The organism is Bernardetia aquimarina, from assembly GCF_042180575.1.
Lineage (GTDB): Bacteria > Bacteroidota > Bacteroidia > Cytophagales > Bernardetiaceae > Bernardetia.
In genome coordinates, this window is the sequence record NZ_CP170094.1 from 4,343,893 (window position 1) to 4,361,012 (window position 17,120).

The window sequence follows — 17,120 nt, forward strand, 5'->3', positions numbered from 1 at the left end:
AATGAAATAATATCATCTGCTGTATTTAAATAGCTCATTTATAGTTTGCTACATATCTTTGCAGATGTAAGAGAGAAATGCTCTCTCATAATGAATTACAAAAGTATTGGATTAGAAAATAAGTAAAAATAGGGCATTTGGGGTATTTTTTAGCTAATCATATATCAGCAATATTGCTAATTTAATTCACATTGGGAATTGCTGATTATAATATATACTCAATAGAAATTGGTTTTCGAAAATTGGACGTGAAAATTCGGAGCTAAAAGTTCTTCTAGCTCATCTTTATAATCAACGATATATTCGAAAAATGTAAGGACATTAGTCCTAAATTTTTTAAATGTGTCGTAGTATTCGTAATCAATTACTTTCTTTCTCATGAACTTCCAAAGCCTTTCAATTAAGTTTAAATTAGGTGAGTAAGTGGGTAAATAAATGAGTTCTATTTTAGAGTCATATATCCAATCTTGAACCAAATAAGATTTGAAATAAGAGGCTTGGTCTAAGACAATGTAAACCTTACTTTTATCTGAATACGCTACTTCTACTTTATCTAAAAACTCTCTTACACTATCTGAATCAACTGTTTTTGATTCACTAATGAGTATATCACTTGGGTTTTGGACATTTACTGTGCCTGTCAAGTTTATACGTTTTCTACCACTTATACTTTTGATTTCATGCTCCTCTCCTGTTGGAATCTAACCATAATTACTTCGTGTATTCCACTGAGGATGAACAGCATCTGAATAAAGTAGGACGGCATTTTCTGAATCTAAACGTTCTATCAAAGCCTCTATATCTTCTAAAAAGTGAGTTTGAAGCTCCTTATCTGCCTTAGCAGGAACTGTTTTTGTCTTTTTATAGGAGAAACCCAGACGTTTCATTAAGCTAGGAAGACTTTTAAGAGCATAATCGATACCTAAATTTTCTTTTATCCAATAAGCAATAGATTGACAATTTTTATGCAAGTGAGAACGAAGTTCTTTATCTAATGCAGCTAACTCAAAGTTGTCTAGTTTGCCCCAAAAACCCAAATAATTAGAAGAAATAAAGCTAGAAACACCAGAATGTTCATAACTTTTTACATAATTATAAATACTGCTCAAGTCAATGCCTAAAATTTCAGAGAGTTCTTTTGCTGATTTACCTTGGTCTAAACTCAAAAGCACAGTACAACGAATATAGTTCTTCTTACCTACTACGATAAGTTGCTAAAATTTCTCTATCAGAATCACTAAGTTGAAAAATCATAATCTAAAGATAATCAAATGCTAACTATTTTCGAAATCTAATTATGGATGAGTATAACTGTTCTGTATGTTTAAGAATATACACAAATCTTTCTTTTTTTAACTTATCTATTTCTGCCATAATTTTATCAAAAAATCATTTGTATAGTTTTAAACTAAAAACAAAATGATAATAAAAAGTAAAAAAACCATTCCTCAATGAAGAATGGTTTTATCTGTTACTTTAATCCATTGGATTATCTTTATTCTAATTTTTATTCGATAATAATTTGTTTTGAATAGACTGAGTTAGTTTGATTAAAACGAATCATATACATTCCACTTGGCTTATTTTGAAGACTTATTTTGAAATCTTGACTTCCTTTTTCAAGCGTTTTTGTGTAAATTTTTCTACCAATTCCATCAAAAACAGTGATTTGAATATCTTCTGTTAGAGAATTTCCAAAATGAATATTGAATAGCCCACTACTTGGATTTGGATAAATTTTGAATAAATCATTTTTCAAATCTTCTTTACCTGTAATAACTGGAGTTTTGGGAACAGAGAAATAAACTGTTCTAGTTTGGATTAAACACCCATTTTGATTTGTGATTTTGGCAGAATAATTACCATTTACTGTTGGGCTAATTTCAAAAGTAGAACCTAAATCAGTCTCTAATTCTCCTTCAAAATACCATTCTATATTTGCAATTTCAGATTGAGATAAATTTACATCTTCTACAAAAAGAGACGTTTTATCTTCACTAATTCTCAAATAAATTGGCAATACTTCAAAGTGGTTAATTTCTAGTTCATTTGAAAGGGAGTTACAAGCATTATTTTGATTAGAAATTGCACGAACTTCATAGCTTCCTTTTATAGAAGTAGAAATCGAATTTCCATTTTTTCTTAAATTTCCTCCATTTCTAAACCATTGATAAATCACATCGTTTTGAGGATTCTGAATAGAAATTGTAGTTTCTGTATTTGGACAAATAATACTCTCACTTGCTTCTAAAATAGGTGTTTGAGGAATATCTGTAACAATTATTTCAATTTCACTACTTGCTTGGCAACCAGTTGCATTTGTTATTTGTAATGTATAAATCCCTGATTGAGTAACATTCAAACTTTGATTGTTTCCTACAATTACATTATTCAAAATCCATTCATAATTGATATTTTCTCCTGTTGAAACGGCATTGATAGTTCCATTTTGACAGAATTTTGTGCTATTTGATTGTTGAATTTTAGCGACTGGATTTTGATTTAATTTTACTTTTACTTTTTCAGACATAAAACTACAAACTCCTTTTTGCACGAATACTTGATAATTGCCCGAATAATTTGCTGTAATAGTTTGTCCATTTGTTCCCAAATTAGTTCCATTCAAAAACCACGTATAAGTTGCGTTTTCTACCTCTTGGGCTGTTAGTTCAATAGAATTTTCGCAACTTTCTCGGTTATTTTCTCCTACAATTTTTGCTTCAAAAGTAGGTTGTACATTTACCAAAATAGGTATTCTTTCGCTTTCCGTTCCACCTCTTCCGATAACAGAAGCATAAAACGTGGTAGTTTCAGAAATAGAAGGTAATTCAAAACTTCCATTGCTACTTTCTAAAAGTAAATTTCCATTTGTTTCTTGTGCATAAACTCTAAATATTGTTCCCGAACCTTCGATTTTTAGATTTGCTTTCCCTTCTCCACAAATAGTAGAAATAGAAAGTAAAATAGGTTTTTCTGGGAACGTCCATTCGTTAGCACGAGAAGCATCAGATTCTATGTTTTGATTTACAACTCCGACTAATTTATAGCTGTAACGAGTATCTGGATTTAGATTTTCATCAGAATAACTTGTAATTGTAGTTGGAAACTCTCTTACAAAACGGTTATTTCGGTACAATCTATAAGCTCTATGAACTTGACTATTTCTTTCCCACGTTAGATTTATTTGAGAAGTAGAAATAGCAGTTGCACGAAGATTAAGAGGAATGAAATCTAAGAAACGAATCACTAAATCAGTTTTGATAGAAGTGATTACATTTGCAGCCGTTACACCCACAAAAGCAGCATCATTGAAAATTACTGTTAGGTTTTCAATTTCATCAACAACGGCATTATTTATTGCTGAACCTTCTAATCTAAAAGCTAATTCTGTATCTGAAATTTTAATAATTGAGGCTGTCAGACCAGCAGGAATGTTTGAAACTGTTACTTTTCCTGTGGCAATAAAGTTTTCTCCGTTTGTTCCTGTAAAAATATCACAGGCATAGCTTTTTATAGAAATTGTATTTCCCAAAACTCCTGAAGTGGTTGGATAAATTTCAGAAAAACCAGCAGTCGAATACAAAAGCTCATAACGCTGATTTACGGTTACATCAAACGAACAAGTCGCTGTATTTCCATTATTATCAGTTACAAGAAATGTATTTGTAGTTGTTCCGACAGGATATAAATCTCCAGAAGCAATTCCTGCTGTTTGATTGAGTGAAGCAATCGTACAATTATCTGACACAGTTGGCAGAGCAAAAGTTACGATTGCACCACAAATATTAGGGTCATTATTGACAATTATATTTGTAGGACAAGTAATAGTAGGGTTTTGTGTATCAGAAACTGTAACTGTAAAATCATCACTTAATGAAATATTTCCATTTACATCTGTTGCAGTCCAAGTAATTATTGTAATTCCGACATTGAATACTTGATTTGCTAATGTTGTAACTGTTCCAGTAGTTGCCCCAGTCAAAATGTATGAGTAGGAAGCAACTGAACAATTATCAGTAGCAATTCCGTTTGGAATATTGGTTGCACCTATTAGATTGATAAAATTACAATTTCCTGTATCAGCATTTCTTGTAAAATCTGTTTGTGCTGTCAAAGTTGGTAACTGTGTATCATTTACAGTAACAGTAAATTCATCACTTGCAGAAGTATTACCATTTACATCTATTGCTGTCCAAGTAACTGTTGTTGTTCCTAAATTAAATACTTGATTTGCTAGAGTTGTAACTGTTCCTGTTGTTGCACCAGTCAGAACATACGAATAGGAAGCAACAGAACAATTATCTGCTGCAACTCCATTTGGAATATCTGTATTTGTAAAAGAACAAACTCCATTATCTGCATTTCTTGTATAATTTGGTTTTGCTGTTAGAATTGGTAACTGAGTATCATTTACTGTAATTGTAAAATCATCACTTGCAGAAGTATTACCTGCTGCATCTGTTGCTGTCCAAGTAACTGTTGTAGTTCCTACATTGAAAACTTGATTTGCTAAAGTTGTAATTGTTCCAGTTGTTGCACCTGTCAGAACATACGAATAGGAAGCTACTGAACAATTATCTGTTGCAGTTCCATTTGGAATATCTGTATTAATAAAACTACAATTTCCTGTATCAGCATTTCTTGTAAAGTCTGTTTGTGCTGTTAGAAGTGGTAATTGATTATCCGAAACTGTAACTGTAAAATCATCAGAATTGGAAATATTTCCATTTGCATCTGTTGCTGTCCAAGTAACTGTTGTAGTTCCTACATTGAAAACTTGATTTGCTAAAGTAGTAACTGTTCCAGTTGTTGCGCCAGTCAGAACATACGAGTAAGAAGCTACAGTACAATTATCTGTTGCAGTTCCATTTGGAATATCTGTATTAATAAAACTACAATTTCCTGTATCAGCATTTCTTGTAAAGTCTGCTTGTGCTGTTAGAAGTGGTAATTGATTATCCGAAACTGTAACTGTAAAATCATCAGAATTGGAAATATTTCCATTCACATCAGTTGCTGTCCAAGTAACTGTCGTTATTCCTACGTTGAAAACTTGATTTGCTAAAGTAGTAACTGTTCCAGTTGTTGCGCCAGTCAGAACATACGAGTAAGAAGCTACAGTACAATTATCTGTTGCAGTTCCATTTGGAATATCTGTATTTGTAAAATTACAATTTCCTGTATCAGCATTTCTTGTATAATCTGTTTTTGCTGTGAGCGTTGGTAATTGAGTGTCAGAAACGGTAACCGTAAAATCATCAGAATTGGAAATATTACCATTTGTATCAGTTGCAGTCCAAGTAACTGTCGTAGTTCCTACATTGAAAACTTGATTTGCTAAAGTTGTAATTGTTCCAGTTGTTGCACCTGTCAGAACATACAAATAGGAAGCTACTGAACAATTATCTGTTGCAGTTCCATTTGGAATATCTGTATTAATAAAACTACAATTTCCTGTATCAGCATTTCTTGTAAAGTCTGCTTGTGCTGTAAGTGTTGGTAATTGATTATCCGAAACTGTAACTGTAAAATCATCACTTAATGAAATATTTCCACTTCCATCAGTTGCTGTCCAAGTAACGGTTGTAACGCCAAGGTTGAAAACTTGATTTGTAAGTGTTGTAACTGTTCCAGTTGTTGCTCCTGTTAGAACATACGAATAAGAAGCAACTGAACAATTATCAGTTGCTACACCATTTGGAATATCTGTATTAATAAAACTACAATTTCCTGTATCAGCATTTCTTGTATAATTTGGTTTTGCTGTAAGTGTTGGTAATTGATTATCCGAAACTGTAACTGTAAAATCATCACTTAATGAAACATTACCATTTGTATCTGTTGCTGTCCAAGTAACTGTTGTAACTCCAAGGTTGAAAACTTGATTTACAAGTGTAGTAACTGTTCCTGTTGTTGCACCTGTCAGAACATACGAATAGGAAGCAACAGAACAATTATCAGTTGCTACACCATTTGGAATATCTGTATTTGTAAAATTACAATTTCCTGTATCAGCATTTCTTGTATAATCTGTTTTTGCTGTGAGCGTTGGTAATTGAGTGTCAGAAACGGTAACCGTAAAATCATCAGAATTGGAAATATTACCATTTGTATCAGTTGCAGTCCAAGTAACTGTCGTAATTCCGACATTAAATGCTTGATTTACAAGAGTTGTAACTGTTCCAGTTGTTGCTCCTGTCAAAACATACGAATAAGAAGCAACGGAACAATTATCTGCTGCTATTCCATTTGGAATATCTGTATTTGTGAAAGTACAATTTCCTGTATCTGTATTTCTTGTATAATCTGTTTTTGCCGTAAGTGTTGGTTTTTGTGTGTCTTCATTTACTGTAACTGTAAATGATTTTGTGGCTACATTCCCTGCTACATCCGTCGCAGTAAAAGTATTGGTAGTAACACCAATAGGAAAGGCACTCCCAGAAGGTAAACCTGCTATTTGTGTTACATTACTAAAAGGAGCTAAGACATAATTTATATTTCCTCTAAAATAATAAGGACCACCACCTATGTTTGCTCCTTGGAAAGCTCCTGTTACGGCGTGATGATTGGCAGTAGTAAAATTAGCATCTCCAATATTTACTGCATTATTAGTAACTGGAACCATAGCACTCACACCAGCATAACCTCTAATCCAAATAGCATACGTTTCTCCTTCTAAGAGTCCTAATGCTCCAAAATCTACATTTTTAAGTGAAGTACTTCCATTAAATGGAATAGTTGCAGTTCCTGCTAATGTCCAAGCAGAAGCATTATTTTCAAAGCCTACTCTTGACCCCCTTTTATAAAATACATCTACATTAAATGAAGTGGCTACTCCATTTGTATAAAGATATAAATCAAAAGAAGTAATGACTATTGAGTTGGTTGGGGTTATGTCGAATGTAATACCTCCACCTTGTGCAAAAGCTCCCCCCAATAGTCCCCCAGTAGTAGTGGCTTGCAAAATAGTATCATCAAACTCATCACCAGCTCCAATATTATAGTTTAATACTCTAGTTTGTCCATTTAATACACAATCAAAAGAGGCATTTTCAGGCATTGCAAAAACAGGAGGTGTGGTATCTTGTGCTTTTACTTGATAGGAAATTGCAAGTAGTATAAAAAGTAAAATGCTATTTTTGAGGAAAAGTAGTAGCTTTTTCATGAGGTAAAAGTTTTTTTAGTAAATTTTACTTCAAAAATACTCACTCTCTCTATGTGAAACTTAACAAAGTACTTCAGTGGTTGAAATTTGGCACTGAGTGGTTGATTTTAAGAGTTAAGCGTTTTTAACTTTTTGTTAATTTTTATCTATTTGAGCATATTGAGCCTACTAAGTAAGTTTTCTTTGTGTCTTCGGCTAATATCATAATGATTTTTACCTATGGTAAGTACATTGTCTTGCAAATCAATATTATCTATAAAATAAGCATTGACAATGGTGTTTCTGTGTATTTGTACAAAATCTGTAATTGGCAAACGCTCTTCAATTTCTTTGAGAGGCATTTTGACAGTAAATGTTTTTTCTTTTGTTGTAATCTGACAGGCTTTATCTATTATTTCGACTACCAAAATATCTTTAATGGCTACTTTTTGTAGTTGATTAGTTTCTGTTTTGATAAAAAAATGGTCACGAATCAAAATATCGCTTTTCCATTCTTTACCATCTTCATTATGATTGGGTTTTGAATAACGAGAAATAGCTAATTCGATGGTGCGTTGTAATAAATCAGCATCAATAGGTTTTGTGATATAGGCATAAGGGTTTGCTTCTTTTGCCGAATCAAAAATCGCTCTATCCTCATACGAAGTAATAAAAATAATAGGTACAGAAAACTCTGAATTAGAAATTTTTTTGGCAACCTCAATTCCATTCATTGAGCCATTGATATGAATATCCATCAGAGCCAAATCAGGTTTCATGCTCACAAAAAAACGAAGCATTTCTTCTGAATTATCTGTCATTCCGACCAATTCATAACCCAAATCATCTTCAATAATTCTTCTAATAGTAGTCGCAAAAATTGGTTCATCTTCTACTGCAATAATCCTCATACATTTTTTTGTTTTTTAGTAAATATAAAAATTACAATCCAATGGTCAAGTAAAATAATTCTAAAAGGTAGATTTTTTAAATTAAACGGTTGTTTTTGATGAATGAATGGTTTTTACTCCGTTGGAGAAATAGTTGGAATAACAAGAGTAAAAGTAGTTCCTTCATTTTTTTTGCTTTCTATATCGATAGTAATACCGTTCATTTGAGCAAATTCATAACACAAAACCAGTCCCAAACCTGTACTTTTTTCTCCTCGTAATCCTTTTCTAGTATGAGCCAAATTAAGCTCAAATATTTCTTTTTGAGCATCATTACTCATTCCAATTCCTGTATCTGTTAGTTGCAAGATAATTTCATTTTGATTTGCTTCTTGATATGCCAAAATGTTGATTTTGCCTTCGTTGGGAGTAAATTTTAAAGCATTAGATATAAGGTTTCTGATAATGGTCTGAAACGAATTTTTATCTACATAGATAAACAAATCTGTATTGATTTGTACATCAATTTCTATGTGCAGACTTTGAGCAAGATTGTGATAAATATTGATAGTTTCTTTTGTAACGCTTTGTAAGTCAATTATTTGTGGGCTGTATTTTATTTGATGTTGTTGAGTTAAAGCCCAATTCAATAAATTATTAAGTAATGTATTCAGGTTTTGAACTGAATTATCAATGTATTCTCCTAGTTGGTGCAATCCTTCAGAATTATTCTTTTTTAAAAAATAATCTATTTGTTTGGAAATATCTTGAAAAGCTATTAAAGGACTCCGTAAATCGTGGGCAATAATGGCAAAAAGCTGATTTTGAGTCGCATTTGATTTTTCTAAGGCTTTATTTTGCTTCTCAAAAAGAATATTTTTGTTGGCTAATGCTTGAGTAGCTTTTTGGATTTGTTCTTCTAAAAGTTTTTTGCCTAATCCGATTTGATATAATCTCCATTTATAGATAAGATAAACCAACACTAAAAATAAGATAAGTAAACTAAATAAAAACCAAGGTTGAAGATAAAAAGGTGCAACAAGAATTAGTTTTAGAGTAATTCCTTTGTCATTCCAGATGCCGTGATTATTGGCAGCTTTTATTCGAAGAGTATATTTTCCGTGTGCAAGTCCTGTAAGAGTCAGTTTACCTTCATTTCCTAGATTAATCCAATCACTTTGAAGTTCATCTATTTTGTAGGCATATTGATTTTTTTCTGGACGGTAATAATTGAGAGCCACAAAGTCAAAACTCAGAATCTGTGCTTCCTTAATCGGTAATTCTAATTTTTTGACTTGATTTAATGGTTTATCAAATTTAATTATAGAATCTTGTTTGGTGATTTTAGTAAAATATAAAGGAGGTACAAAATTATTTCGTTTCATTTGATTAGGAAAAAAAGCATTGAGTCCATTTATTCCACCAAAAAAAAGTTCTCCTTCTTCACTTTTGAAATGGGCTTTCGTATTAAATTCATTATTTTGTAATCCATCTGACTCATCATAATTTTCAAATATTTCTGTTTCTTTATTAAATTTTGAAATGCCATAATTTGTACTTAGCCAAAGATTATAATTTTCATCTTCCAAAATAGCATAAATAACCTCATTAGGCAATCCATCACTAACAGTATATTTTTTGAAAATTTTAGTAAGAGTATCAAAACGATAAAATCCATCTTTAGTGCCTAACCAAATTACTCCTTTTTTATCTTGATGAATAGATAAAACATAGCAAGTTGTATTTTTAGATTTTGAGTTTGGATTATAAAAAACGGGTTTTTTGTGTGTACTTTTAAGTAAAGCAATACCATTATTTTGAGAGCCTACCCAAATTTCATTTTGTTTTGTATAATACAAACAAGTTACTTTTCCATATTCTGTAGAGGAAAGCATCTGTTTTGTAATGGGATTGTATTTTTGAAGTATATCTCCTTCTGCAAACCAAACTGTAGAGTCATTGAGTGGCAAAAGAGCAGTGCAATTTTCTTTAGTGTTGTACTCAATGGATTTTTGAAATGTTGTTAGATTGATTTTTATAATTCCTTGGTTGGTTGCAAACCATAGAGGAGGTGAAAAAGAAGATTGTGTATAGATTTGTTGTTTAAATAAATTTGGATACGAGTTATAAGCCCACATTTTTTTGATTGAATCCCCCAAAAAAATATCTATTTTATTTTCTTTATTATATGTTCCAATCCACATATTTTTAGTAGTGGGTTCTTGAAAAATAGTACGCACACTTGCTCCTAATTTATATTCTCTCAAACTAAAAAGGGTGTACAGGGGAACAACTGCAATACCAGCTCCATAGGTACAAATCCATAAATTATCTGTTCTGTCTTTGTAGATAAATACAATAGAATATTTGCTTGTGTTGAGAGGAGAATTTGTAAAATCAATATAGTTTGAGATTCTTTTTTTACTTTTATCAATTATCAAAATGCCTTGTGAGTTGTAACTATACAAATTATCATTTTCTTGAACTTCAGAAGAAAAAGGAAGTCCTAGTTTGTCACAAGTATTAAAAAAATTAGGCAAAATATTTATTTTGAATACTGTTGTGTCATAGACTTTATATAAGTGACTATAATTTTTAGTATCTAAATTATATGAAAACCATAATTCATTTTTTTTGTCAAAATAGTCGCTATAAAAGGGGAATAATGCTATATCTTTCCACTCTTGATTTGTCTTTTTTTTGTATAAAATTTTTGTTAATGTGATATTTTTATCAATTAACTCCTCAGTAATAAGTAGATATTTTTCGTCTTCTTGATTTTTATTTTTTAAAATACGTTCATAAATACCTGTTATTTTTTTTTGGGAAAAACTTGGGAATTCATCTGAATAATTTTGCCACTTGTGATGATTTACTTTCTTGAAAAATAGTTGCTCGTTAGCAATAATCCATATTGTTTTTTCAGAATCAATCAAAATAGATAGAATATTTTTCTGATTAAAAAAATCAATCGTAGAAATTTTTTGAGTGTATAAATCTAGCTTACTAAGTCCTGCCGTTGTACCAAGTAAAAGATAATGTTCATCTAATTGTACAATCGCTTGCACTGAATTTGAACCCAAAAATATACTGTTTTCTTCATCATTTCGAAGTGTAATAAAATTTTTGCCGTCATATCTAGATAATCCATCATTTGTTCCAAACCACATAAAACCCTCTTTATCTTGCAATGCACAGTTTACAAAAGCATTGGCTAGACCATCTTTTGTTTGAAGATGTTGATAATTTAGAACATAGTTTTGAGCATAACTTTTTTGAGATATAAAGCTAATAAGCAGAAAAAGAAATAATATTTTAAGCCAATTATTCATTGAATAGCAATCAAAGAATTAATTACGAATTACGGATTACGAATGTAAATTATTAATTATAAATCCGAAAATGGTAATTTATTTAATTTTTATTCCAAAAAAAGAAATAGAATAATTTAAAAGTAGTGTTTTTAAATCAAAAAATGCTTACAAACTCATTTAAGTTGCAAGCATTTTTTGTGAAAATCAAATTTCAATGTTTTATTTAGCAGGAAGAATTTTTCCACTTACTTCTCCAAAACCAATTCTTACAGAATCATTCTGACAAAAGCCACGCATTACAATCGTATCATTGTCTTGAATAAATTTGCGTTCTACGCCATTTTTCAATGGAATCATTTTTTTGCCTCCTTGTGTAAGTTCAATAAGTGAACCATACGAATTTTCATCTTTTCCACTAATTGTTCCCGAAGCACACATATCGCCAACATTGATATTACAACCATTTACGGTATGGTGTGTAAGCTGTTGTGCCATATTCCAGTACAAATATTTGAAACTTGAATGACTAATTGTAGTCGCTTCTCCATTTTCAGGAATAAAATCGACTTCTAAGCTAATATTAAAATTATGTTTTCCTGTGTATTTCAAATAATCCAAAACTTCTGGATCTTGCTTTGGACTTTCTACTCTGAACGGCTCTAAAGCATCAAGCGTAACTATCCAAGGCGAAATAGAAGAAGCAAAACTTTTTCCCAAGAAAGGTCCTAATGGCACATATTCCCATTTTTGAATATCTCTAGCCGACCAATCATTAAAGACAACCATTCCAAAAATATGGTCTTCTGCTGTATCAATCGTTACAGATTCTCCTAATTTTGTAGATTTTCCGACAATAAAAGCCATTTCTAATTCAAAATCTAATGTTTTACAAGGAGAAAAAATAGGTGGCTCTTCTGGATTTGGTTTTATTTGTCCTTTTGGTCTATGGATTTCTGTTCCTGAAATAACAATCGAAGAAGCTCGTCCGTGATAACCAACAGGAATATGTTTCCAATTTGGCATCAATGCCTCTGCATTAGGTCTGAAAAGTTTTCCTAAATTGGTAGCGTGTTCGATGCTAGAATAAAAATCAGTATAATCGCCTACTTGTACAGGCATGTGCATCGTTACGTTTGCAACAGGAAAGAGAACTTTGTCTTTTTGTTTTTCCAAATCAGAACCCTCTTGCAATAATTCTGAAATTTTTTCTCGTGTTGTTCTCCAATTTTCTTGACCTAATTCTATAAAAGGATTAAGAACACTTTCATAAAAAACGCTGTGGTCAAAATCTAAATCATTTAATAAATTTGAATCAGAAAGTTCTGCCAAATCTAATACAAAATCTCCAATACGAACGCCTACACGAGCATCTTGGTTGTCAGTAGAAAAAATACCAAATGGTAAGTTCTGAATTGGAAAGTCTGAATCTTTCGCAACTTCTACAAAAGATTTTAAGGCTGGATTATTAGCTTTGAATGTGTGTGCTGACATGAAATGTGTATTTATTTTAGTTTATTTTGCTGGTGTCGCTATGCTAAAACACCAACAAAGGCAAGGTTAAAAAGTTACTATACTGCAAATATACACAATCGTATAGAATTGATTTTGTTATGAGAAATTGAAAACTTTTTTAAACAGACTAGGAAGTCTGTTTTACTTAAAATACATTTTCCAAGTCCAATTCAAAACCTTCCAAAACATTAGATTTTACAATTCCTTTTTTTGTAGCAGAAGAAAAAAGTGTATAAGTAGGTTTTCCTTCTTCGTCTTTTGAAAGAGTATCTATATTTATTTTCTGCTTGTTTGGATAAACTTCCCAGTATTCTAAAATGCCAAAATCTGCATATTCTTGTTTCTTTTTTTCTCTTAGTTTTTTATAGTTAGCAGGAGAAATGACTTCAATGACTAAATCAGGCACAAAGTCAATTCCTTTATCAGTTACTTTTTCTACATTCTTTTTTACTATAAAAAAAATATCAGGTTTTACTGTTTTGCCATTATTCATTTGCATACTAATAGGCGCAGGATAAACATTTCCTAATTTGTTTTGCAGCACATACATATTCAAAAATGTATGAATATTTCCTAAGATAAGTTGGTGTTTTGTAGTTGGGTCTGGCGTAACATAAATTTTATAATCAAGAATTTCGATTTTTACCATTAAGTCACTCGGAAAAATAAGCTCGTTATCCAAATCCTCAAACGTCCATAATTTATCTTTTGGAAATTTATCTACAATAGCCAAAATATCATCAGCATTGTACGATGATTTTTCTTCATACAAAGGCTTTTCTAATGAATCTGTAAATTTTTTCTGCTCTTCCAATTCTTCCAAAATCATTTTATCAACCAACTCTAAAAGATATTTTTGTTTTTCTTCTTTTAAAGCAGAAATTGTAGTCGCTAATTTTTTTTCTAGTGTTTGCATAGGTTATTGTTGATTATACTTTTTGTAAAAATCATTAGGATTATCTGACCACTCTAACCTCGCTTTAGTTTTTACTGTACTGAAAGCCTTTTTATTAAGATTATGAACATGAATAGTTACAGAAGCCTTATCTGATAGAAAACACATACATTTTTGGAAGTTCGAATGTTCTCTTAAATCTATTTTCCATCTTTCTAAGATAACTCCAAGAGATTTGTTGGACTTTCTACTAATTATAATCATTTCCAAAGGTGTACCACTAATTATGTCAAGTGGAGAGCCATAAGTAATATCTATCTTATTTATTTCATTATATACTACAGTAATGCTTCTATTAAAAGGTCGTTTTATAGTTAGACTTTCTTCATTAAACTTTATAGAAAAATCAGTTTTGATTATTGTACGAAATAGAAAATATATCAATCCTATAATAAATAAAGCAATACAAAAAAATAAAAAGTTGAACCCTTCATTATATGTATAATTTCTATAATTTATACCAATAAATAAAATGATTATTAATAATGTACCAAAAATGATAAACAGATAATGCAGTTTACTTTCAATTCTTAAAGATAAAGGTTTTTGATTTTTAGTTTTCATATTATTTCCCCACTCTAATTTTAAACTCATTTAATTTCAAAAGAGCTTCCACAGGCGAAAGACGATTAATGTCAAGACTTAATAATTCATCTTTTAGTTTTTCTAAAATTGGATCACTTCCTTGATTTTCTCCAAACAAAGTATTTTGGTAAAATGTATTTTTAGGTGCAGATTGTAATGTTTCTTTGTCTTTTTCTGCAAATTTATTGGTTTCAAAATGATGCATCATTTCCGAAGCTCTCAAAACTACTTCTTTTGGCATTCCTGCAAGTGAAGCTACATTTATTCCAAAACTGTGTTCACTTCCTCCTTCTTTTAGCTTTCTAAGGAAAATAATTTTTCCTCCCACTTCTTTTACCGAAACATTATAATTTTTTATTCTATCAAAATCATTTTTGAGTTCGTTGAGTTCGTGATAATGAGTAGCAAAAAGCGTTTTAGGCTTTGCATTTGGCAATGAATGTAAATATTCTACAATCGCCCACGCAATCGAAATTCCGTCATACGTACTTGTTCCACGACCTATTTCGTCCATCAAAACAAGACTTCTATCACTGAGATTATTCAGAATACTAGCCGTTTCAGACATTTCCACCATAAAAGTAGATTCTCCTTTTGCAATATTATCAGAAGCTCCAACTCTAGTAAAAACTTTATCTACAACACCAATTTTGGCACTTTTAGCAGGAACAAAACTTCCAATTTGAGCCATCAAAACAATCAAAGCCGTCTGACGCAAAAGTGCAGATTTACCAGCCATATTAGGCCCTGTAATGATAAAAATCTGTTCACTTTCAGGATTCATAATTACATCATTCGGAACATACTGCTCTCCAAGAGGTAATAATTTTTCAATAACGGGGTGCTTTCCTTCTCTAATTTCTAAAATATTATCGTCTGTAATTTCGGGTTCGGAATAACCGTTTTGCATCGCCACTTCTGCAAGTCCACAAAGAGCATCTAACATCGACAAAAACTTGGCATTTTGTTGAATTACTTTTACATATTGCGCCACTTCCGAAACCAAATTATGATATAAAGTATATTCAATACTAGAAATTTTTTCTTCTGCTGTCAGAATTTTTTCTTCCCATTCTTTTAGTTCTGGCGTAATGTAACGCTCTGCATTAACGAGTGTTTGCTTACGAATCCAAGCCGTCGGAACTTTGTTTTTATGAGCATTACTGACCTCAATATAATACCCAAAAACTTTATTATAACTAATTTTTAATGAAGTAATTCCAGTAGCAATAATTTCTCTTTGGCGTACTTTTTCTAAAAAATCTTTTGCCGAGGTGGCAATATTCCGAAGCTCATCAAGCTCTTTATGAACTCCTTTTTTTATGGTGTCGCCTTGCTGAACATTCAGAGGTGGATTGTCTTCTAATTCTTTTTGAAGTTTTTGAAGAATTTCAGTATTGAGAATAATTTTTTCTCCAATGGCTTCTAATTCATTGGTTTTACTTTTTAATAAAATATCTTTAATTGTCGGAATTGCTTCTAAAGAATCACGAAGTTTTACTAATTCTTTCGGATTAATTCTACCTACTGCAACTTTTGAAATCAAGCGTTCTAAATCTCCTACTTCCTTCAAATACGAACGCAATTCGCCTTGTAAAGCATCTTTTTCTACTAAAATAGCAACATTTCTAAGTCGGTTCTGAATTGGTTTTGCGTCTTTAAGTGGAAAAGCTACCCATTTTCTCAAAAGCCTTGCGCCCATTGGAGTAACCGTTTTATCCAAAATTTCAATCAATGAACTACCATTTCCGTGCATTGGAACAAGTAATTCCAAATTGCGAGTTGTGAAAGAATCTAACCAAACATATTTATCTTGTTCGACTCGGCTGAGAGAAATAATATGATTTTTTTCGTGGTGTTCTGTCGTTTCCAAATAATACAAAACTGCTCCTGCTGCAATCGTGGCAGCGTGCATAGACTCAACACCAAAACCTTTTAATGATGCCGTTCCAAAATGTTTTGTTAGTTTTTCGTAGGCAAAATTAGTCGTGTAAATCCACTCTTCGATAGCAAATTGTGAAAAATTACTTTCCTGTCTGACTACCTGCGTTTCAAATTCTTTTTTATTGGATTTGCTATAAATAATCTCCGAAGGCGCAAAACGCTCTAAAAGTTGTTCGATATAAGTATATTCTCCTTCTGCTACCAAAAATTCTCCTGTCGATAAATCTAAAAAAGCTGCACCAACAGCTTCATATTTTTTATTTTTATAGAAATAAATAGAAGCCAAATAATTATTCTTTTTATTCTCCAAAACATTATCTCCCAAAACTAATCCAGGGGTAACAAGCTCGGTAACGCCCCGTTTTACAATTCCTTTTGCAGCTTTTGGGTCTTCTAGTTGGTCGCAAATAGCCACACGAAGTCCTGCACGAACTAATTTAGGCAAATAATTATCTAAGGAATGATGAGGAAAACCAGCCAATGCAATTTGAGAAGCTGCACCATTGGCACGTTTGGTAAGTGTAATATCTAGAATCTTGGCAGCACGAACAGCATCTTCTCCAAAAGTTTCGTAAAAATCGCCAACACGAAAAAGCAAAATAGCATCTGGATGTTTTCCTTTGATTTGATTGTATTGTTTCATCAAAGGGGTTTGTTTTGTCTTCTTGGTATCTGTTGTACTTGTTCTTGAAGTTGATTTCTTGCTCATGAGAATATTTTTTATGGCTATTTTTATTGGCAATTTGATTTTTTAAGTGTATCAAAATTGCAAAAAT

General features: G+C 31.5%; 9 protein-coding genes. All 9 read right to left on the reverse strand.

Annotated elements, in window-relative coordinates:
* Positions 1-218 precede the first annotated feature (218 nt).
* Positions 219-644 carry a transposase gene (locus tag ACE193_RS18620; RefSeq protein WP_375559723.1) on the reverse strand — a complete coding sequence of 142 codons (426 nt, stop codon included), beginning with the start codon at positions 642-644 and terminating at the stop codon, positions 219-221.
* A 57-nt stretch (positions 645-701) separates the two neighbouring features.
* Positions 702-1,166, reverse strand: coding sequence for a transposase (locus ACE193_RS18625; RefSeq protein WP_375559724.1), 465 nt, complete (start codon positions 1,164-1,166; stop codon positions 702-704).
* Between the two features lie 341 nt (positions 1,167-1,507).
* Positions 1,508-7,165, reverse strand: a complete 5,658-nt coding sequence (locus tag ACE193_RS18630) for an HYR domain-containing protein (RefSeq protein WP_375559725.1) — start codon at positions 7,163-7,165, stop codon at positions 1,508-1,510.
* Between the two features lie 146 nt (positions 7,166-7,311).
* Positions 7,312-8,055, reverse strand: coding sequence for a LytR/AlgR family response regulator transcription factor (locus ACE193_RS18635; RefSeq protein WP_375559726.1), 744 nt, complete (start codon positions 8,053-8,055; stop codon positions 7,312-7,314).
* Positions 8,056-8,168: 113 nt separating this feature from the next.
* Positions 8,169-11,366 carry a two-component regulator propeller domain-containing protein gene (locus ACE193_RS18640; protein WP_375559727.1) on the reverse strand — a complete coding sequence of 1,066 codons (3,198 nt, stop codon included), beginning with the start codon at positions 11,364-11,366 and terminating at the stop codon, positions 8,169-8,171.
* Between the two features lie 201 nt (positions 11,367-11,567).
* Entirely contained in the window at positions 11,568-12,839 is a 1,272-nt protein-coding gene (gene fahA / locus ACE193_RS18645) for a fumarylacetoacetase (RefSeq protein ID WP_375559728.1), read from the reverse strand.
* Between the two features lie 166 nt (positions 12,840-13,005).
* On the reverse strand, positions 13,006-13,776 hold the full coding sequence (locus tag ACE193_RS18650; protein ID WP_375559729.1) for a Uma2 family endonuclease: 771 nt from the start codon (positions 13,774-13,776) through the stop codon (positions 13,006-13,008).
* A 3-nt stretch (positions 13,777-13,779) separates the two neighbouring features.
* On the reverse strand, positions 13,780-14,379 hold the full coding sequence (locus ACE193_RS18655) for a hypothetical protein (RefSeq protein ID WP_375559730.1): 600 nt from the start codon (positions 14,377-14,379) through the stop codon (positions 13,780-13,782).
* A gap of 1 nt (position 14,380) precedes the next feature.
* Positions 14,381-17,053 (reverse strand): DNA mismatch repair protein MutS, encoded by a 2,673-nt coding sequence (gene mutS / locus ACE193_RS18660; RefSeq protein ID WP_375559731.1) that lies wholly within the window; start codon positions 17,051-17,053, stop codon positions 14,381-14,383.
* Positions 17,054-17,120: the final 67 nt, after the last annotated feature.